The 19,376-nt window shown below is 68.7% G+C and carries 21 protein-coding genes; 9 read left to right on the top strand and 12 right to left on the bottom strand.

Features of this window, described 5'->3' with window-relative positions; translation table 11 throughout:
- The 4 genes from NS4_RS07000 to NS4_RS06985 form a co-directional block, all read left to right on the top strand.
- Positions 1–884: winged helix DNA-binding domain-containing protein (locus tag NS4_RS07000; RefSeq protein ID WP_084486959.1), on the top strand; the 884-nt coding region annotated here is incomplete at its 5' end.
- A gap of 92 nt (positions 885–976) precedes the next feature.
- Positions 977–1,339, top strand: coding sequence for a hypothetical protein (locus NS4_RS06995; protein WP_063058645.1), 363 nt, complete (start codon positions 977–979; stop codon positions 1,337–1,339).
- Between the two features lie 181 nt (positions 1,340–1,520).
- A complete protein-coding gene (locus tag NS4_RS06990; protein ID WP_245665134.1) occupies positions 1,521–2,615 on the top strand; it encodes a terpene synthase family protein in 1,095 nt (364 codons plus the stop codon).
- Positions 2,616–2,682: 67 nt separating this feature from the next.
- Positions 2,683–4,053: a diguanylate cyclase domain-containing protein gene (locus NS4_RS06985; RefSeq protein ID WP_157105923.1), complete on the top strand. Its 1,371-nt coding sequence runs from the start codon at positions 2,683–2,685 to the stop codon at positions 4,051–4,053.
- Positions 4,054–4,117: 64 nt separating this feature from the next.
- Here the strand turns inward: NS4_RS06985 and NS4_RS06980 are convergent, their stop codons facing one another.
- Both NS4_RS06980 and NS4_RS06975 read right to left on the bottom strand, forming a co-directional pair.
- Positions 4,118–4,726 carry a DUF4126 domain-containing protein gene (locus tag NS4_RS06980; protein WP_063058643.1) on the bottom strand — a complete coding sequence of 203 codons (609 nt, stop codon included), beginning with the start codon at positions 4,724–4,726 and terminating at the stop codon, positions 4,118–4,120.
- A gap of 153 nt (positions 4,727–4,879) precedes the next feature.
- On the bottom strand, positions 4,880–6,040 hold the full coding sequence (locus NS4_RS06975; RefSeq protein ID WP_063058642.1) for a DUF1444 domain-containing protein: 1,161 nt from the start codon (positions 6,038–6,040) through the stop codon (positions 4,880–4,882).
- Positions 6,041–6,353: 313 nt separating this feature from the next.
- Here NS4_RS06975 and NS4_RS06970 point away from each other — a divergent pair, with 313 nt between their 5' ends.
- On the top strand, positions 6,354–6,545 hold the full coding sequence (locus tag NS4_RS06970; protein ID WP_063058641.1) for a DUF3072 domain-containing protein: 192 nt from the start codon (positions 6,354–6,356) through the stop codon (positions 6,543–6,545).
- A gap of 88 nt (positions 6,546–6,633) precedes the next feature.
- Here the strand turns inward: NS4_RS06970 and NS4_RS06965 are convergent, their stop codons facing one another.
- Together NS4_RS06965 and NS4_RS06960 are read right to left on the bottom strand one after the other, a co-directional pair.
- A complete protein-coding gene (locus tag NS4_RS06965; RefSeq protein WP_063058640.1) occupies positions 6,634–7,212 on the bottom strand; it encodes a TetR/AcrR family transcriptional regulator in 579 nt (192 codons plus the stop codon).
- Positions 7,199–8,734 carry an MFS transporter gene (locus NS4_RS06960; protein WP_063058639.1) on the bottom strand — a complete coding sequence of 512 codons (1,536 nt, stop codon included), beginning with the start codon at positions 8,732–8,734 and terminating at the stop codon, positions 7,199–7,201. Before NS4_RS06960 ends, NS4_RS06965 begins: the two co-directional genes overlap by 14 nt.
- A gap of 142 nt (positions 8,735–8,876) precedes the next feature.
- Here NS4_RS06960 and NS4_RS06955 point away from each other — a divergent pair, with 142 nt between their 5' ends.
- Positions 8,877–9,611, top strand: coding sequence for an MBL fold metallo-hydrolase (locus NS4_RS06955; protein WP_063058638.1), 735 nt, complete (start codon positions 8,877–8,879; stop codon positions 9,609–9,611).
- 125 nt (positions 9,612–9,736) lie between these two features.
- Complete coding sequence (locus NS4_RS06950; RefSeq protein ID WP_063058687.1) at positions 9,737–9,940, top strand: hypothetical protein; 204 nt, start codon at positions 9,737–9,739, stop codon at positions 9,938–9,940.
- A 261-nt stretch (positions 9,941–10,201) separates the two neighbouring features.
- On the opposite strand, the gene mbp1 is transcribed toward NS4_RS06950, so the two are convergent.
- Positions 10,202–10,444, bottom strand: coding sequence for a microaggregate-binding protein 1 (mbp1, locus tag NS4_RS06945; RefSeq protein ID WP_063058637.1), 243 nt, complete (start codon positions 10,442–10,444; stop codon positions 10,202–10,204).
- Positions 10,445–10,611: 167 nt separating this feature from the next.
- Here mbp1 and NS4_RS06940 point away from each other — a divergent pair, with 167 nt between their 5' ends.
- Positions 10,612–11,544 carry an alpha/beta fold hydrolase gene (locus NS4_RS06940; RefSeq protein WP_084486938.1) on the top strand — a complete coding sequence of 311 codons (933 nt, stop codon included), beginning with the start codon at positions 10,612–10,614 and terminating at the stop codon, positions 11,542–11,544.
- A gap of 21 nt (positions 11,545–11,565) precedes the next feature.
- On the opposite strand, the gene NS4_RS06935 is transcribed toward NS4_RS06940, so the two are convergent.
- On the bottom strand, positions 11,566–12,192 hold the full coding sequence (locus NS4_RS06935) for a TetR/AcrR family transcriptional regulator (protein WP_063058636.1): 627 nt from the start codon (positions 12,190–12,192) through the stop codon (positions 11,566–11,568).
- A gap of 39 nt (positions 12,193–12,231) precedes the next feature.
- Here NS4_RS06935 and NS4_RS06930 point away from each other — a divergent pair, with 39 nt between their 5' ends.
- The gene (locus NS4_RS06930; protein WP_084486936.1) at positions 12,232–12,909 is read left to right on the top strand and encodes a hypothetical protein; all 678 of its coding nucleotides are present in this window, start codon (positions 12,232–12,234) and stop codon (positions 12,907–12,909) included.
- 35 nt (positions 12,910–12,944) lie between these two features.
- Here NS4_RS06930 and NS4_RS06925 read toward each other — a convergent pair whose 3' ends face one another.
- From NS4_RS06925 to NS4_RS06900, 6 genes are all read right to left on the bottom strand, one after another.
- Entirely contained in the window at positions 12,945–13,499 is a 555-nt protein-coding gene (locus tag NS4_RS06925; protein ID WP_063058635.1) for a GNAT family N-acetyltransferase, read from the bottom strand.
- Positions 13,496–14,470, bottom strand: coding sequence for an ABC transporter substrate-binding protein (locus tag NS4_RS06920; RefSeq protein ID WP_157105922.1), 975 nt, complete (start codon positions 14,468–14,470; stop codon positions 13,496–13,498). The genes NS4_RS06925 and NS4_RS06920 overlap by 4 nt, the downstream gene beginning before the upstream one ends.
- Positions 14,471–14,496: 26 nt before the next feature.
- Positions 14,497–15,576: a FecCD family ABC transporter permease gene (locus NS4_RS06915; RefSeq protein ID WP_063058633.1), complete on the bottom strand. Its 1,080-nt coding sequence runs from the start codon at positions 15,574–15,576 to the stop codon at positions 14,497–14,499.
- Positions 15,573–16,391, bottom strand: coding sequence for an ABC transporter ATP-binding protein (locus NS4_RS06910; protein ID WP_063058686.1), 819 nt, complete (start codon positions 16,389–16,391; stop codon positions 15,573–15,575). Before NS4_RS06910 ends, NS4_RS06915 begins: the two co-directional genes overlap by 4 nt.
- A 28-nt stretch (positions 16,392–16,419) precedes the next feature.
- Positions 16,420–17,700: an MFS transporter gene (locus tag NS4_RS06905; RefSeq protein WP_063058685.1), complete on the bottom strand. Its 1,281-nt coding sequence runs from the start codon at positions 17,698–17,700 to the stop codon at positions 16,420–16,422.
- A 371-nt stretch (positions 17,701–18,071) separates the two neighbouring features.
- Positions 18,072–19,373 (bottom strand): MFS transporter, encoded by a 1,302-nt coding sequence (locus NS4_RS06900; RefSeq protein ID WP_084486953.1) that lies wholly within the window; start codon positions 19,371–19,373, stop codon positions 18,072–18,074.
- Positions 19,374–19,376 lie beyond the last annotated feature (3 nt).

Here is a 19,376-nt window from a genome sequence, read left to right as displayed (position 1 = left end):
GGGCCCGCCACGACGCCATGCTGCGCGGGCGGGTACTCGGGGTCTACCGGCGCGAGCTCGCCGGAGTGGACCTCGACGAGCTCACGGCGGCGGCCGGAGAACTGCTGGCAGACGGTCGGCCCCGGACGATGCCCGAACTCGGCCGGGAACTCGCCGCGCGCTGGCCGGATGCCGGCCCGCGACCACTGGGCGAGCTGGTGATCGCCGCTCTCGTTCCGACGGTGCAACTGCCCCCGCGTGGGTTGTGGCGCCGCACGTCCGGCGCCCGCACCGTGCCACTTGCCCGCTGGCTGGGTCGTGAAATCGATCCGCCCGCCCCGGACGGCACCGATCCGATCGGAAAGGAGCTGGTACGGCGCTATCTCGCCGCGTTCGGGCCCGCCGCGGTGGCCGATCTGCGCGCGTGGTGCGGCCTCGCCGGGCTGCCCGCCGCGGTGGCCGCGACCCGCGACGAACTGCTCACCTTTCGGGACGAGCAGGGCCGCGAACTTCTCGACCTCCCGGACGCGCCCCGTCCCGATCCGGACACCCCCGCCCCGGTACGGTTCCTGCCCGCGTTCGACAATGCGATCCTCGGCTACCACGACCGCAGCCGGATCATCGACCATGTCCACCGCGGCCTCTCGGTCGCCGGCGAGCGTGCCGTGCTGGTCGACGGCCGGGTCGCCGCGACCTGGGCCCACCGCGCCGGCGCCCTGACCGTGACCCCGCTGCGCCGACTCTCCCGAGCCGAACGCACCGCGGTCGCCGAACACGGCCGGGAACTGGCGTCGTTCCTCACCGACGACAGCCTTCCGGTAAAGGTGGCGGCATTCGATGACGGCCCCGGGGCCGGTGGCCCCCGGGGCGGTCACCGGCCGGCTCCACCCGCTCCTCCGAACTGAGAGCGGCCCACCCCGCCTCGCGCCACAGTGCGAATCGCCGCGGCAGTAACGGGGGGCCGCTCCCGGCCGAACTCTCTCCGAAAGGAGTCCTCGTGAAACAGAAGCTTTTTGCCGCCGCGCGCGTTGCGGCCGCCGGTGTTTCGGGCCTGGCCTTCGTCGCGGTGATCGGTTCCGGCACAGCTACGGCGGCGCCGCGGGATTGCGTCGTCGAGCGCGATCTGTTCGGCGCGTCGGCGACCTGCGGATCCGACGGAGGCAGCAATTATGTCCTGCACGTCGATTGCATCGGTCTCTACGCCACTGGTCCGTTCCCGCTGTACGGCGTCGGTCCCTACGCTGCCCTGAGCTACCCCTTCACGCCGGCGGGGCAGCGCGTCACCACGGGTTGTACGGGGATGGGTCCCGGTGTCGTCGCGGTGGCGACCAACGCCTATGTCGAGGTCTACCGAGGCTAGCCGAGGGGAGGTGTCCCGCGCCCCGGCGTGACCGCATCTCGCTGTATCTCCTTGTGCGAGAAGACCGATGGGATGACACGACCGCCGCTGTCGACCAAGCTGGAAGGGTTTGGATCATTGCGGGAGGAGAGTCGTCGTGGCTACTCGATACACATCGGCGCTCGAGCGGAGAATCACGGATATGCGTGCGCAGCGGGACACTCGGGTTCGCGCGGACAGGCCCTGGTCGTTACGGGAACTGCTCAGCACGCCCGACTGTGATATCGCAGAATACAGCAGAGAGTTCAGGCCGAGTCGATTCGGTGTGCGGGCCTGCGCGGACGTGGAGAAATACTGTCGCGCCCAAGGCATCTGGCTGGAGCCGGGCGGCACGCACTACAACAGTATGACGCCGTACCTGCATCCGGGTCCGATCAGCGCGGACCGGCTGACCACCATCGGCCTGTTCAACGCGATCCTGTTCTGGCTCAACGATACTGTGGGCCGGGAGAAGTTCGGGCACCTGTCCGGAGATGAACAGCACCGGGCGCGAATCGGACTCGACCGGCTGTGCCGCCTGCTCGAATCGCGGATCGCACCCGAGGACGCCTCGCCGATCGAGAACGCGACGGTCGAGTTCCTCTCCCGGCTACACACCCAGGATGCGGATCGGCAGTGGCTCGATCGGTTCCTGGAATCGACAGTCGAGCATCTGCGCACCGCGATCCGCGACCAGAACGCCCGGTCCCGCCGTGACCTGCTGACCACGGCCGAATATATCGATCTCCGTGCCCAGGTGTCGGGCATGTTCCCGGCCATCGCCCTGTGTGAATTCGGACGGGACAGCTATCTCGACCGACAGCGATTGGCCGCCGCGGGTCTCGTCGACGATGTGCGCCGATTACAGGTGGTGACCGCCGAGATCGGCGCCCTGATGAACGATCTGTTCTCCTTCGAGAAGGAGTGCATAGTCGATCGCTCCGATTTCAATCTGATACCGGTGTGCTTTCTCAACGACCCGCAGGCAACACTGGCCGACGCCGTGTACGCCGCCGCCGGTGTGGTCCGCGACCGGCTCACCGAGTTCCGCGGGTTGCACGCGGCGCTCACGGCGCGCTGCGCCGAACCCGGTATCGCCGACAGCGGCCTCGCGGGGCCGGTCCTGACCCATCTCGCCGACCTGGACGGCTGCGTCCAGGCCACCTGGGTGTGGCAGCTGATGACGACCCGGTACAAGGGCGTCGGCATCTTCGCCGAGAACAACACCCGGCCGAGTGGCAACGGCGCGGTCCGATAAGGAAGGATGGCCTCAGTCGGGGTGGTGCCCGGCAGGGGTGACTCGGTGGCTGCGGTGGTGTCGGGCAGTGGATGATCGAAGGGGTGTGATGGACGGGTCGGGGCACGATGAACTGGTCCGCTCGTGGTCTCGGGCACTGCGGGCGCCCGGCGAACCCCCGGCGGACCCGGCTGTCGACCAGTTTCTGCGCTGGCTGGTCGATGACCTGGCGAAGGCCCTCACCGCGACACAATTCGACCCCACCGCGGGGGCCAGAGTGGGCGCGGCTCTGGCCACCGTGGAGGTGGGTATCGACGATGTGCCGGCCGCCTCGGTGCCCATTCTGTGGAACCTCGTCGAGCCGGACGCCGGTCCGGCCACTGTGACACGGATGTCGATACTGCTCACCAAGCTGGGTGAGGGGTACGGAGCGCACCGGCAGCGGCGGTTCGCCGCCCACCATGCGGAACAGGTGGAACCGGCCCGGCAGTCGGACGCGCGCTACCGGGTGGTGTTCGAGAACGCGGCGGTGGCCATTGCCGTTGGCGACACCAACGGTATTCTGCTCGACGCCAATCAGAAGCTCGCCGATATGATCGGTGTTCCGGTCGACGAGCTCCGCGGTATCTCGGTCTACGAATTCGCCCACCCCGAGGATCGGGAGCGTATTCGCAGGCTTGTCTATGAGAAGTTGGTGCCCGAGCGCGGGGGCACGGTGAAACTGGAACAGCAGATCGGCCGCGTCGACGGCAGCTACGGGTGGGCTTCGTTCTCCATCACCTTCGTCGAGGGCGGGGCCGGTCACCCGAACTATCTGCTGGCGGTGGGTGAGGATGTCACCGAACAGCACCGTATGCGCCAGGAGCTGCACCGCCAGGCTCGCCACGATCCGCTCACCGGTCTACCCAACCGGCGTCAGTTGCTGGAACGGCTCGACACCGTGATGAACGAGGCGGGCGGTCGCGAGCAGATCGGTTTGTGCTTCGTGGACCTGGACCGCTTCAAACACATCAACGACCGATACGGCCACGGCACCGGCGACCGGGTGCTCACCGCGGTCGCCGACCGCCTGCACGCGAGCGTGCAGGACCTGGACTGCCTGGTGGCCCGGATAGGCGGCGACGAATTCGTCGCGTTGGTGCCGCCGCCGGTCGATGCCTGGAAGATGGGCCGGGTGGCGGACAGTCTGCTGGACGCGTTGGCCGACCCGGTGACCACCAACAGCCATCGGGTGCAGGTGTCGGCCAGTATCGGCGCCGTGCTGACCACGGTGCAGAGCGGCCAGGCCGAAACCCTGATCGATGCCGCGGATACAGGTCTGTACCGCGCCAAGAACAACGGCAAGGCGCAGTGGGTACTGCATATGCTCGCCGACGGCGTGGTCACCGAGGCCGAGCCCGACCTCGATCCCGATCGACTGAACCGATACATCCCCACCGAGGACCTTTCGGATTCCTGACCCAGGCGTCCGCCGGTCCCGCTCGGCGTTGAGCCGGGCCACGCCTCGGTGTGGGATTCGGGAGCTACCTCGATCGCGAGGACAGCGTCAGGGCCGGCCGCGCCGCCGTTCTCCGGCGGCGGAATCCGCGCACCGCGCGCCATGCGATGAACAGCAACGCGCCCAGCACGAGCGGCACCAGAAGGGGCAGCGCTATCGCCAGGACGATCAGGACGACCGCAAGCACATCCTCGACGACCGACACGACCGGATTCGCGATGCCGCCCGTCGTGGCAGTGCCGGCCGCGCGAACACCGGTCCGAGTCGCGCTGAAGGTGAGCGCGGTGGGAGCGCCGACAATGATCCCCGCGATCGCCGCGGTGGCCGGATCAGCGGCCTCGAACACCGACCCGGCGGCTATCGCTCCCGCGATCGGCCCGCTCACATTGCCGATGAGCGACAAGACGTTGTCGACGAATGGGACCAGGTCGCCCAGTATCTCGGCAGTGGCCGCGACCGATAACGCGAACAGCGTCCCGGTCGAGCCGATCCAGGCGAAGGACTCGTTGAGGTTCAGGCCGAGCCCATCGAAATGCACGGCAGCGCTGAGCACCAGCAATGGCAGGAACGCGCGGAACCCGCAGGCGGCCGCGAGTCCCAACCCCAGGAAGGCGGGAAGTGCCCAGCTACTCATGGTGGCGAGTGTAAATGCCAGAGGCAGGTGGATATGTGGCCGAATCTGCCACGCTCGAAAGTCGGCAAGGTACTGAACAACGTGATCCGGTCCGAACTCCGGGAACGAGCGGCCGGGACGGATTCCACCGCTGTCGCCCGCGGTTACCCGGTGTCAGAACGCGACCGCGGCCTCCGTGAGACGCTCGAACACCGCAGGATCGGGCCATCCGCCGGTGCGGTAGCGCGGCGGGTGGAGGTCCGGCATCGGGGCGATACCGGTGAGCTCGACGGCTGTGCCGAACGGCACCATGACGGTCCGCTCGTCGTCGGTGGCGAAGGCGAGGAAGTCGGCCACCGGCAGGGCGGCCTCGACACCCTCGCCCCAGACCGTGACGGTATGGATACCGTCCTCGCGTTCGGCCACCATCAAGCTGCTCACATAGACAGCCTCGAGGTCGTCCTGATAACGCTCCTCGAGCCATTGCTGCTGGGCGTGGTATTCCGCGCCCGCCAGCACCGCGCGCGCCCGGGCCACTTCGGCGTCGTTGGCGGTGTTCACCCGGTCCAGTGGGATCACCAGGCCGGATTCGTCGAGGGTGTAGCCCTGGGGCGAAAGCGGCCGTGCCGCCTCCCGGTACTGCTGTTCCACCATTTCGAAGGCCTCGGACAGCAGCTCCGGCTCACCGGGAACGATCAGCAGGCTCTGCTGATCCGGAATGAAGGCCACGGGCGGATGTTCGAAGTTCGCGGTCGAGACGAGCAGCCAATCCGGCACCAGGATCCACGACGACAGGTAGTCGGCTTCGTCGACCGCTATTCTCACGATCCCGTCGCCGGGCAGTTCGGCCACCGGCACGACCGCGGCCAGGTTCTCCCGGGCCACCGCGAACGCTTCTTCCGCCGTCACGCCCCATTCGGCGAGCTTCGTCTCGTCGGGGAAACCGATGACATCCGGGTAGTCGATGGCCAGCAACTCGTCGACGAAGGGAAGGAGCGGCCGCCGTATCCGCGAGCCCTCGTCGGCCAATGCGTAGGTGGCGGACCGTAGTGCCGGCCGCAGCAGCGGGCGTACCTCCTCCCAGCTCTCGGGTGGCGCCGCGGGCGTGACGAGTGCGGGCACGATCCGGGCCAGCCACTCCCGTGTTTCCTCCGGCGAGCGGTCGCGCGTCTCGGTGAAGAGGTTCGCGAGATGGAGCACGGCATCTCCGCCATCGTAGCGGACAGCGAATTCGTCGGTGTCGTAGGAGACATCGGTGATTCCTGCTGCGCGCATATGCCCGAACACCTGCAATGCGAATTCGCGGCGTGCCCGATCGTCGTCGGTATTCGTCATCTGGAAGAGCAACCTCACGTTCGGCGGTTCGGGCAACGACAGGAAGCGCGGACACTACCGGAGTCGCCGCCGGCTGCGCCCGGCGATGTTCCCAGCGCCGGTGCCCCGGCCAGGACGCGCAGCGCCGGGGCCTTCACCGGGATCCCGCGGGACCCCACCGGACCAATGGGTTCGGCTCGGACGGGCGTGTCGCCGCGGCCGCGTCGTCCGTGGGTTGTCGCCTCGCGGACATGCCGCGTGAAGGCCGGGTTGAAGTCGCGCGATCCGGGTACGCGGCCCTCGAACACTCGTTCCGCCGTGGAGAGGAGCGGTAATGGTGCAGCAACAGCCGGAGAAGGACCGGGACCGGTGGACCACCGGTGACGAGCCGATGACCGGCCCGCAGGAGTCCTATCTGCACACTCTGGCCCAGGAGGCCGGGCAGCAGGTGCCGGAGGGGCTGACAAAAGCGCAGGCGTCCCAGCTGATCGACGAACTCCAGCAGCGCACCGGCCGCGGGGTCTGATCGCCGCGGGGTCTGATCGCGACAACGGCGCACGGCCGCGGTGCACCGATCGCGACGCGTTCCTGTCGAGGAACGGGGGCGGGCGGAATCACCCGTTGTCAGGCGCCGCGGTTTCGGTCATGGCCAGCAGTTCCGCGCGCGCGGATTCGAGCTGTTCGGCGGTGAGGTAGGGGCTGTTGGCCGCGGTGGCCAGCCCCTCGGCCGCGAAGCGGATCACCGCGGCTGTCCCGGATGCCAGACCGTCGGCCGCGAACGCCTCGGTCAGCCGCCGCGCGTCGGCGGCGAAGAGTTCCGCGAGGTCCGGCGCCGCACCCAGGGTGACGATCAGGCCGGTCGGGCTGAACACACGCTCGACCGACTCGCTACCGCTGGTAAGGGCGCGAACATACCCGCGGGTGAATTTTCCGGGCCGGTTCTCGGACAGGTCGATTCGGTCGTGTACCTCCGCCCAGACTTTCGCGATGAGATGTTCGGTGACTCCGGCCAGAAGCGCGTCACGGTTCGGGAAGTGGTGCATGAGCCCGCCTTTCGTCACGCCGGCGGCCGCGGCGATATCGCTCAGGCTCGCCCGGGCGCCGCGTTCGGCGAACATCCGTTCCGCGGCTTCGAGTACGGCCAGCCGGGTGCGCTCTTTGTCTCGGGTGAGGCCCTGATCAGACCGGCTCATGCTGCCCCTGCTCCTTGTCCGCGGCCGGCCGGTGCGACGGGATGACGCGCCAGGCCAGTACACCCGCCACCACGAGCAGGACCGCCGCGAGATACGACGTGGACTGCAGCGCGGTGGTGAAGGCGTCCGCCGCACGGGTGAAGATATCGGAGTCGCCCGCCGGACCCGCCACGCCCGCGAGTGAATCCCGGGCCGCGGCGGCCGCGTCCGGGTCGGCGCCGGGCCCGAGCTCCAGGTTCGCGCGGTACTGCGCCAGCTGGATCGAACCCAGCACCGCGATACCCAGTGCGCCGCCCATCTCGTAAGCGGTCTCGGCGATGGACGACGCGGCGCCCGCCCGCTCCTTCGGTACCGCGGTGACCACCGCGTCCGTCGACAGCGTCATGGCCACACCGACGCCGAGACCCAACACCGCCAGCGCGATACCCAGACCCCAGAAACCGGGCGAATCGGCGGCCCGGCCGAGGCCGGCGAGACCGGCGGCGGCCACCAGCAGGCCGCCGCCGATCGTCCGCCCGGCCCCGAACCGCACCACCAGTACGCCGACCACGGCGATAACGGCCAGGGAAGCCAGCGTCGTCGGCAGTTCGGCCAGCCCGGCCTGCAGCGGACCGTACCCGCGGACGAGTTGCAGATACTGGGAGAAGAAGAACAGCAGCCCGAGGAACGCGAAGATCGATAGTGCGGTGGACAGCACGGCACCGGTGAACGCGGGCGTCCGGAACAGTGAGATATCCACCAGCGGAAAGGCCAGTCGCGACTGTCTGCGCAGGAAGAGCGCGCCGCCGGCAGTCCCGATCAGCGCCGCCACCGCGACCGTCGGGTCGAGCCCGGTGCCGGCCCAGTGCTTCACCGCGTAGACCAGCGGCACGATGGTGACAATCGACAGCACCGAGGACAGCCAATCCACCGTGTGTGCGCCGGCGCCACGGGATTCCGGCAACAGGAGCGCGCCCGCCACCAGGACCAGGGCCATGACCGGCACGTTGATGAGGAACACCGAACCCCACCAGAAGTGCTCGAGCAGCACACCCCCGATCAGCGGCCCGGCGGCCGCGCCCGCGGTGGCTCCGGCCGACCATACGGCGATCGCCGTCGTCCGCTGCCGCGGATCGGTGAACACGGCACGCACGATGGACAGCGTCGACGGCATCAACGTCGCCCCGGCCACGCCGAGCAGCGCTCGCGCGGCGATGAGCGTTTCGGCGTCGGGTGCCAGCGCGGCGAGGACGGAGGCGGCGCCGAACGCGCCGGCGCCGATCAGCAAGAGGCGTTTGCGCCCGATCCGGTCGGCGAGATTGCCCATGGTGATGAGCAGTCCGGCCAGTACGAACCCGTAGATATCGCCGATCCACAGGAGTTGGGTCGCAGTCGGCCGGATATCGGCGGTCAGGGCCGGTACCGCGAGATAGAGCACGGTTCCATCGATGGCGAGCAACAGGACCACGCTGACCAGCGCGGCCAGGGCAGCCCACTCACGACGGCCCGCCCGCCCGGGTGCGGTATCCACTGTTTCGCTCATTCCTCCCACCCTAACAGTCCATATGGATTGTTATAGAGACTGAATGGATTGTCCGATGAGCGTTCGGTCACAGGCGGCGTTCGCCGGCGGTCGTGCCGCTCGGGTGGTCCCCGCGCGGCGGGCGGGCCGCTAACGTTTCGGTATGACGGTGACGTGGGAAACGTTGGGGTGGGAGCAGGTCGCGGCCGGGGTCGGTCGGTGCCGGTTGCCGGTGTGGGACTGCACGGTCGGCTTGATCGTGGGGGAGGACTGCGCGTTCGTGGTCGATACCGGGTCGAGTCCCGAGGAAGGCGCCCGGGTACGGGAGGGGGCACAGCGTCTGGCGGGCCGGGCTGTCACCGGTGTCGTGCTGACCCACCCCCACTTCGACCATGTCTTCGGTGCGGCGGCGTTCGGACCTGTCCCGGTGTTCGCCGCGGATGGCGCGCAGGCGGTGTACCGGGAAGGACGCGAGGAGATGTACGCCGACGCCGTGCACAACGGGCTCGACGCGGCCGCGGCCCGCGCGGCCGCAGACGCCCTGGTCCGGCCCGGCGAGTACGTCCGGGATGTGACCGCCCTGGCGCGCGGCGCCGGTCGCGAGATCCTGCTGGTCCGTATCGGCCCCGGCCATACCGCGCACGATCTGGCGGTCGTGGTACCCGGTGACCCCACCGTGGTGTTCTGCGGCGATCTCGTCGAGGAGTCGGGCGAGCCGCAGGCCGGGCCGGACGCCGTCGGGGCGCAGTGGCCCGCGGCGCTCGACCGATTGCTCGAGCTCGGTGGCGAGGACGCGGTGTACGTGCCCGGACACGGAGCGGTGGTGGATGCGGGCTTCCTCCGGAGGCAGCGGCACGAGTTGGCCGTCCGCTTCGGGGCGCGCGAGTCCACCGCGTAACAGGTGTCGCTCAGAAGTTTCGGGCGACCGCTGTGTGCCGGGATATTTTGCGGGTATGTGCGACATAGGAACTCGGCGAACCCGCTCGGGTGTCGTCGCTTCCGGTGGAACATCAGGAGGTTCTCGTGCTCGCCATTGCCGCCGCCGTCGCGTTCGGTCTCGCGCTCCTTTTCGATCTGACGGATGCCAGCCTCGGTGACTCCATCACCGGCGGCACCCTCGTCACCCTCGGACTGCTGCTGATCGCGCTACATCTCGCGGGCTTCGGGACCGCTTCGCGCGCCGGGGCCACAGGTCGGTCCTGGAGCTGGCGTCGCGTCCGCCGCTGAGCTGCCAAGCCCGGAGAATATCGCCTCCGCCGTGCTGTGGCGCGTCTACAACGGTGGCAGCCATAACCGGCCGACGGGTACGCGGCGCACCGAAATGCTGAACCGGATGTGGCAGCTGTTCGCAGCCAATCCGTATCCGTAACCGCTCGAGTACGGCACGGGAAACGGCGGCCGCCCGGACTTCTCCGGACGACCGCCGCGGGCTTCGGTGGCCTGTCGCGACCTGAGAACGCGCGCGGGGAACGACAGGCGAAACCGCTGCTATCGTCCCTGATGCGACCGCTGCCGTGCTTCCTGTACGCCGGCTTCGGAGCGGGCCTTCTCGGCTTCGGCTTCTTTCTCGGCGACCTCGCGCTGTGCTTCGGCCTTGTCCTGCTGGGCGATGCCCTCGTCGCGTAGGTCCTTGTTGTCGAGGAGGGTACCGCCTACTTCCTTGGCCTTGCCCTTCACGCCTTCGACGACGCCTTCCAGTCCTTCCCGGGGGCCGGTCTGCTTTTCCGCCACGATCTCTACCTCCGAATGTTCGGTCCTGGTGTATATATGCGACGTACCCGGAGGTCGCGGGTTCAATCGGTGATCTGCCGACCGGGCCGGAAGCAGTGGCAGGAATGTACTCGATGATGTCTTTCCGGACTCTGGCCCACAGGCGCCGTCGAGGCCACTGTGGAGCCATGAGCGCAACCGTTCCAGCACGCGTACAGCGGACCGCGATAGAGGTCGACGGCGAAGCGGCCAGCTATCTGACCGTGGAGCAGGACGGGCCCACCGTGCTACTGCTCCACGGAACCTACTGGAGCCGTGTGTGGCTTCCGGTGCTGGACGGCCTCGCGGCGGCAGGTCTACGGCCCCTCGCGGTCGACCTTCCCGGTTCGGGGCGCTCGGGCGGCGAACTCACCACGGGCACCGCCACCGTTCCCGCTCTGGCGCAATGGGTGCGGCGATTCGTGGCCACGATGGGGATCACCGGACCGATCGCCCTGGGCGGCCACGATATCGGCGGCGCCGTCGCCCAGCATCTCCTGGTCCACGACCAGCTGGAGGTGTCCGGTCTCGCGCTGGTCAACTCGGTGCTCTACGACTCCTGGCCCGCACCGCATGTCGCCCGGTTCCGCGACCCGGCGGTGGCCGCCGCCACGACCGCCGAGGAGTTCCGCAACGCCCGTCGGCAGGCCGTGGCGTCTGCGCTCGCCGATGCCGCCACCGAAGAACTGATCGCCGACTACGTGGATCCGTGGAACGACCCGCGGGTCCGCCGCTCCTGGCTGGCGCTGGCGGGTGCGGCCGACAACCGCTACACCCTTGACCTGGTTCCCCCGCTCCGACGCTGCCCGACACCCAAGTTGCTGGTCTGGGGTGAGAACGACAGGTTCGAAAGCGTCGCCTACGCCGAGAAGTTCGCCGCGGAGATCCCGCATACCGGGCTCGTTCGCATTCCCGGGGCCGACCATATTCCCACCGAGAGTGCTCCCGCCCGAATCGCCGGCGCCCTGAGTGATTTCTTCACGGCTCAGAAGTCATCGCTTATCGGATGTACTCGCCGACAACCTGGTAGAGACCGGGGTTCGCGTCGGCAATCGTCTGCGCGGTGGCGACCGAGGTGGTGATCGCGGGGGAAAGGGGCGCGGTCATCGGTCCAGCAGTTGGCGGGCGAGCGCATGTCCCCACCACTGTTCGACCCGTTCAGGGGGCCAGCCGCGTTCGCGGGTGAGCACGGTGTAGACGTCGATATTGCACAGGGCGGCGTAGGTGTCGACGGCGGTGGGCAGATCCACCTCGGCGCGGAACGTGCCGGCGGGCCAGCTCGAGAACACCTCCTCGCGGATGCGGTCGGCGGCGCGGCGGACCTGTGTGTAGAGGGTGGCCAGGTCGGGCTCGGTGCGGCCGGCCTCGCGGATCAATCCGATGAGGTCACCGGAGCGTTCGAAGAGTCTGCGGTCGTAACCGGCCATCGCGGCGAGTTGCCGCGCGGGTTCGGCCGCCGACTCCAGCTCGCCCAGCAGCCGGGCGGGGTCGGCCGGTAGGTCGGCCGCCTCCACCAGCGCCCACACCAGTCCGGTCTTGTTTCCGTATGCGGCATAGACCGTCGGTACCGACACCCCCGCCTCCTGGGCTACTTCCCGCACGGTCGTCGGCCCCCAGCCTCGCGTGACGAACAGGCGACGAGCCGCCTCGGCGATCTCCGCCCGCGTCCGATGCGCTTGGGCCTGCCGCCGCAGCGAGTCGTAGCCGCGGCGTGGTGGTGAACTGTTCACTTGCGCCTCCGATCTTTCCCTACCTATATTCAAAATAATATGCGTAAAACCAATATGGAGGTCGATACAGTGACCGGATCGAGTGCGGCGGGTCTGGGCGGAATCGGATTCGTGCTCACGGCCGTGGTGGTCAACCTCATCTACCTCCGCGCGCGGCTACCGCTGCCCATGTCGGGGCAACGCATGGACGAGGTGGTGGAATCGCTGGCCGCGGTCGGGGACGCGTTGAAACGTCCCTCGGTGCCCGCGCCGCTGACCTGGCTGTGCACCACGGTTTTCGCTGCGGGGATGGCGTCGCGGATGTGGGAATCGCCGGCGGCGCCCACTATGTGGCTACTGCTGGGATTCGGTGGCGTCCTGATGCAGAATGTCGCCTTCAGCTGTGTTGAGGCGTTGCGGTTCGGGCTCGCCGCGGCCGCCCGTGACCAGGTTTCGACCTCTGGTCTGTGGGCACTGCACAACGTGCTGTTCGGCTTCAACCAGGTCTTCCTGGCGATCGCGCTGCTGGGCTTCGGTATCGCCGGCGCCGAAACCGGTTTCCTGCCGCCGTGGCAGCAGTGGCTCGGCTTCGCCGCCGCCGCACTGCTCTTCCTCGCTTCCTCGGCCAGTTCCCACAATGCCGAGGGGACCAGTCGCCTCGCGCTGATCGGCCTGGTGGGCTGGCTCGGTTGGATCGGGTGGATCGTCGCCGCCAGCATCACCCTGCTGACCGGATAGCCGTTGCCCGAAGGCGCGGTACCCCGGTACCGGGACTATCGGACCGGACCTGCGCGGAGCGGGATCTCCAAGTGGACGGTCTGGAATCCGCTACCACCGTCGCGGGCGTCGTGGACGACGTCGCCGTGGTTGAGCCAGAATGCCAGGGCGCCCGGGGTTCTGGCGTCGGTGTGCAGATAGAGGCGGTCGAAACGCGGGGACGCGGTGACATATTCGATCGCGGCGGTCACCAGGCGGTTGGCGAGTCCGCGCCGCTGGTGCTCGGGGCGTACATAGACACGGAACAATTGGGCGGTGCGGGAATCCGGGTACTGCTCGGTGAGCCACTTCGGATGAGGTGGGTGGCGCGGACCCTGTGCCCGGATAGCAGTGGTGGCGACGATGCGCCCCTCGTGTTCGGCGACCCACAGCCGGTTGTGGGGGTGGCGCAGGTAGGTGGTCGCCGGGTCGATGACATCGGTGTGGTGTTCGGGAAGATATCCGATATCGAACACCTGGTAGAAGGTGTCGAGCATTACGCTGCGCGCCCCGGGGAGGTCGTCTTCGCCGGCGAGCCGGATCCGGTGGCCGGTGGTGAGGGATACGGTCATCGCAGTGCTCCCAGCTCACGGTCGAGTACTTCGAGACCTTCCACGGCGACCGGGCCCGGACCGGTGTAGCCGAAGGGCACGACGATCACGCGGTTGTCCCGGAGGGCCCGCAGGTGGGCGAGTTCGGGACGGTCGCGCAGGGCTTGCCGGGCGGACTCGGGGGTCTGGTCGCCTTGGGTGAGCAATACGACGATGTCCGGGTCCCGGTCGATCAGAGCTTCGGTGTTGATTTCGGAGTAACGGGTCGCGTTGTCGCCGAAGACATTGTCCAGACCGAGTATTCGCATCTGGTTCGAGACGGTGCTGGTGCTGCCGTAGGCGCTGATCTTGGTGCCGTCGCGGGAGACGATCAGCGCGGCGGCTCGTAGCGGGGTCTGTGCCGTGTGGCGGTCGGCCACGGTGTCGACGCGTTGCCGCAACGATGTGACCTCGGCGTTCGCCACTGCGCTGGTTCCGAAAAGCTCCCCGTAGAGCTCGATGTCGGCGAAGATATCGTCGAAGCTGCCCGCCGCGTCTCGGCAGTAGCCCCGGGTGACGAGCAGCGGGATGTTCACCTGGGCGAGATCGTCGGCGGTGACGGCCGCGCCCTCGAAGCTGACGACGATATCGGGGCTCCGGGCGATGATCTCTTCGCGGGCGATCTCACCGGTGCGGGAGGTCGTCTCGATACCGGCCAGCTCGTCTGCGTATTCGCCGGGGAACGGCGCGGTCTCGAAGGTCCGGGTGACGATCCGGTCGGCGGCCCCGGCGGCGGCGATCAACGGTGCGGCGACGGAGCCGACGGTGACGGCTCGTTGCGGGGAGGCGGCGATGGTGACATCGCGGCCGCAGCTGGAGATGGTCATCGGGAAGCCGACCGCGGTGGAGCCGGGTTCGGCCGATGGGCCGCCACACCCGGCCAGGAGCGCGGTGGCGAGCAATGCGACACCGGGTAGAGCCAGGCGTGCGCCGCTGGGTAATTGAGTGAACACTGTGGTGAGTTTCCTTTCGTAAGGGGTCAGTGCGGCGTTTGCCGGAACCGGCGCACCAGGACGAGGAGCAGCGGTGCGCCGACCACCGCGGTGACAATGCCCAGTGGCAGTTCACGCGGTGCGAAGGCGAGCCGGGCCACCACATCGGCCACCACCAGGAACAGCGCGCCGAGCAGAGCGGACAGGGGCAGTAGACGCCGGTGCCCGGCGCCGACACACAGCCGGGCGACGTGCGGGACGATCAGGCCCACGAACCCGATCGCCCCCGCGACGGCGACCACACCACCGATGGCCAGGGCCACGATCGCGAGGACGATCATGCGCAATCGCCCGGGGGACAGGCCGAGCGCGCGGGCGGTATCGTCCCCGGCGGCAAGCATGTCCAATCGGGTGGCGAGTAGTACGAGAGCGGCGATCGCGGCGACGGTCACCGTCGTGGTCGTCGCCACCGACGGCCAGGCCGCCGAGCCCAGCGAGCCCAGCAGCCAGAACAGTACGGTGCGTGCGCCCTCCTGATCGTCGGAGGCGAAGATCAGGAAACTGGTCGCGGCGGAGAAGAGATAGCCGATGGTGACCCCGCCGAGCAGCAGCCGCAGTGACGTCATCTGCCCGTTGAGGTGAGCGATCGCGAAAAGCAGTGCGGTCGCCACTACGGCTCCGGTGAACGCGCTCGCGGCGAGCGCTCCGGCGGCCACGGATCCGCCGAAGAGCAAGGAGACCGCCGCGCCGGTGGACGCGCCGGAGGTGACGCCGAGAATATGCGGATCGGCCAGCACATTGCGGACCAGGGTCTGCAATACGGCCCCCGCCACCGCGAGGGCGGCGCCGACCAGCGTACCGAGCAACACCCGGGGAACCCGTACCAGCCACACGATCGAATCCTGTGCCGTGGTCCAGTCCGCGTTCGCGGGTACACCCACGGTGTGGTGTCCGATGATGCGCGCCACCGTGAGCGGCGGAACCGGTACCGGGCCGAGCCCGGTGGCGATCACAACTACCAGCACCAGTGTCAGACCGAAGCCTCCCAGCCACCACAGCATCCGGACCCGGTCGCGCGCATGTCCGAGGTCGTCGACGGTATCGCCGCTGGGCAGGGTGGCCGTCATCCGCTGACCGCCTGTCCCTGTATGCCGTTGCGTTCGACCGAGTTCGCGGCGCCCTGCCGCTCGCGCGGACCGAAGAGCAGCTGGGTTTCGCCGAACGCGGTACAGCGTTGGACGCGTACTCCGTATACGGGTTCGATGATCTCCGGGGTCAGTACCTGGTCGACCGGGCCCGCGGCGGCCACCCGGCCGCGACGCAGCAGCACGAGTGTGTCGCAATAGCGGGCTGCCAGGTTCAGGTCGTGTAGCACCACCAAAGTGGTGGCGGTCAATTCGCCGACCAGCTCGAGCAACTCGTGCTGGTAACCGATATCCAGGTGGTTGGTGGGTTCGTCCAGCAGCAGGTGGTCGGCCTGCTGGGCGAGCGCGCGGGCGATCAGGACCCGCTGGCGCTCCCCACCGGAGAGCTGGGCGACGGGCCGGTCGGCCAGATGCCGGGCGCCGACCCGCTCGAGGGCGGCCGCCGCCGCGATGCGGTCCTCGCGTGAATAGCCGCGTAGCGAATGGGCCCACGGGGCGCGGCCCAGGAGGACGGTGTCGGTGACAGTGGCCGGGGTCTCCGGGGGTGCCTCTTGAGCCACCACCGCGAGGCGGGAGGCGAGGGCCCGGCCGCGCAATGTCTCGACCGGGATGTCGTCGATACCTACGACACCGGAATGTGGGCGCAGCGCCCGGTATATCGTCCGGAGCAGGGTCGATTTACCCGATCCGTTCGGGCCGATGAGCCCGACGGTGCTGCCCTGTGCCACGACCAGATCGATGTCGTCGAGGACGAGGCCTCCCGCGTAGGAGAACGTGATACCGGCGGCGCTGATCATCTCCGGACCGCCTCGATAGTTGCGAATATCATTCTGCGGTACCACCTTTCGTCTTCGGTGCCACGGGCAGTGCGGTCCCGGCGGCGGGCAGCAGCCCGCGCCCGCGCAGTACGAGAACCCCGACCGCCGACGTGCCGCCGATCGCCGCGCAGCACCCGGCCGGGGCCCAGGCGAACGGGCCGCCGTACCGGTCGACCAGTGCGCCCAGCCCGGAGGTGGTCGCCACCGTGAAAACTCCCGAAACCAGATAGAAAGCGCCGAAATAGGTCCCCGTGAGCGCCTCGCCGGCGAAACGCGGAACGGCTTCGTTGACGAAGGGCTGGACCATCGCCACCCCGATCGCGAGGACGACGGCGCCGGCCGGCACCGGCAGCAGGCGGATCGTCACCTCGACCGGCCCGGCCCCCGCAGGCACCGGCCAGAGCGCTGCCAGCGGAGGTACCAGGAACGCGGCACCCGACACCGCCATCCCGGCCGCCATCGCCGGCCCGCGGTCGGGCCGGTTGCTCAGCGCGCGGGTGATCGGCACCTGGCATACCAGTACCGCGACCGTTTCCACCAGGAACAGCGCGGCCACCGCTTTCGGCCCGGCGAGGTGCCGCGCTTGCACAGTGAAAAGAAAGTAGATCTGACTCTGCAACGCGAACATTCCCATGAGGGCCGCGGCGAAGCCCCAGAAGGCGCGATCGGTGAACAGCCGGCCCAGATCCGTGATCAGAGTGGTCCGGCGGGCCGGGACGGGGTGCGCGGGCAGCAGTGCCAGCTGGGCGACGGTCAGTATCGCGAACACGGCCGCGGCGACGATTGCGCTGAGCCGGAAACCCGCGCCCATCAAGAGCACACCGACCAGCGGTCCGACCGCCGAGCCGGTATTCCCTATCACGTTGAACAGGGCGAAGGCCTGCGCCGATCGGTCGCCGCTGTCACGAGCGATATACGCCCGAACCGCGGGATTGAACAGTGCTCCGGCGAACCCGGTGAGTACGGAGGCGAGCAGTACCACCGGCAGCGAACCGCCGACCGCGAACAGAGCGAATCCCGCGGCCCGGATCGCGGCCCCCACGATGATGACACCGCGGGCGCCGAGCCGGTCCGAGGCGGCCCCGCCGACCAGGAACAGCCCCTGCTGGCTGAGGTTGCGGACACCCAGTACCACCCCGACCACGGCCGCGGAGAGCGCGAGGTCGCTGAGCAGATAGTCGGCCAGGAACGGTATCAGCATGTAGAAGCCGATATTCCCGAGCAGATGATTGCCCAGCAGGAGGCGTACGGACAGTGGGAAGGTTCCGAAGGAACCGAACCGGCTCACCGCGCACACTCACGCGGCGCCCGGGCGATCACGGGAGACCGGAAACCGGTTCCGCGACCGGCGACGGTATCGGCGAACCAGGTATGGATACGTGCGGGCGGCGAAGCCAACTCAGTGCTCACAACCGAAACCGCTCCGGTCGAACGCATTCCTCATCGCATACCCTCTCGATCGAGGGATAATGATAACCGTTTGCAACTGCTTCGGGTAGCTTCGGTCACGCCGGCGCAACCGGCGGGCGCGACCGCGTCAGCCGTTACCCGCCACCGTTGTACTCCGCGATGTGCTCGGCGAGTATCTCGTCGAAACAGGACGCCACCGATCGGCCAGAGCCGGATCGGCGCGGTCGCAACGCAGGTGCCGCGAACTCTCTACCGAGGAACACCATGCGATAGGTCCGGCGGTGCCGAATCACGTGAGCGTAGTTGCAGTATCAAGACCGCAGCGCTCGCGACAAGCGCCAAGGCGACAGCACACCAGGGCGCGGCGAGTCCCCAGCCGGTGGCCGGCACCATGTCGATCAGGGTTCCGGTGATCACCGAGCCGACCAGTACACCGAGGCCGCCGATGGAGGCGAGGAGCCCATAGTAGAACCCGAGCCGGCGCTCGGCGGCCATACGCGGCACCAGGTCCCGGGCCACGGGCACGGCGATCATCTGGCCGAGTGCCAGGAGGAGGGCGAACACGGCGGCCGGGATCAGTGCGGGCAGGCCGTGGAGTTGCACCGGCGCGAGGAGAGCCATCACGGCGAATGCGACGGCCATCACGGACAGTCCCGCGGGCAAGGCCGTGACGGTGCGCACCCGTCGTGTGATGGGCAGTTGGGCGAAGACGACGAATACCGACGTCAGGGCGAAGTACCAGCCCAGCGGGGTCTGCGACCCCCACGCGCGTTCGACCTCCAGTGGTAACAGCAGATACAGCTGGTTGTATGCCACCAGCTGGGAGCTCATCGCCACCGCGAAGAGCAGAAAGGCCTTGTTCGCGATCACTTCCCGCCAGCCGTCGAGCCACCCGTCGGCGGCGTGCGCGCCGGGGCGGGCGGGGAGCCGGCGCAGATGGACGAGCAGGATTGCGGCGAAGACGGCTGCCGCGACCAGACACGCGACGGAGAAGTCGACCGTCAGCAGCAGCGATCCGAGCAGCGGGCCGGCGAACGCGCCGACCTGACCGCACGCGGCGAACAGTGCGAAGGCGTCCGTTCGGGACAGGCCACCGTCGTCGGCGCTACCCGCGGCGGTGGCGAGGGCGGACTCGACAGCCGGCGAGAACAGCGCGCCGGCGAATCCGGTCAGCACGGTCGCCACGACGATCCCGGGTACCGAAGTAGCGAAGCCCAATCCGGCGAAGCCGATGATCCGACACACACACCCGGCGACGACCACCGGCTTCACGCCCCACCGGTCCGCGAGCGAGCCCCCGATGAAGAACAGGCCCTGCTGCGAGAACGTGCGGAGTCCGAGCACCGCGCCGACGAGCGCCGCCCGCAGACCGAGATCCTCGGTCAGGTGCACCGACAGGTACGGCAACACCATGAAGAAGCCGACGTTGAACACGAGTTGAGTGAGGACGAGCAGCCGGACGGTCGGGGTCGCGGCCCGCAGACCGGTCAGCAGTGACCACCGGAGGCCGCGCGGCCGACGAATACGTGCCGCCGTGTCCGACGCCGACACGGT

It is taken from the genome of Nocardia sienata NBRC 100364 (assembly GCF_001613205.1).
GTDB classification, from domain to species: domain Bacteria; phylum Actinomycetota; class Actinomycetes; order Mycobacteriales; family Mycobacteriaceae; genus Nocardia; species Nocardia sienata.
The sequence above is the reverse complement of the archived record's forward strand: the minus strand, read 5'-3'. Positions and strand labels throughout refer to the sequence as shown.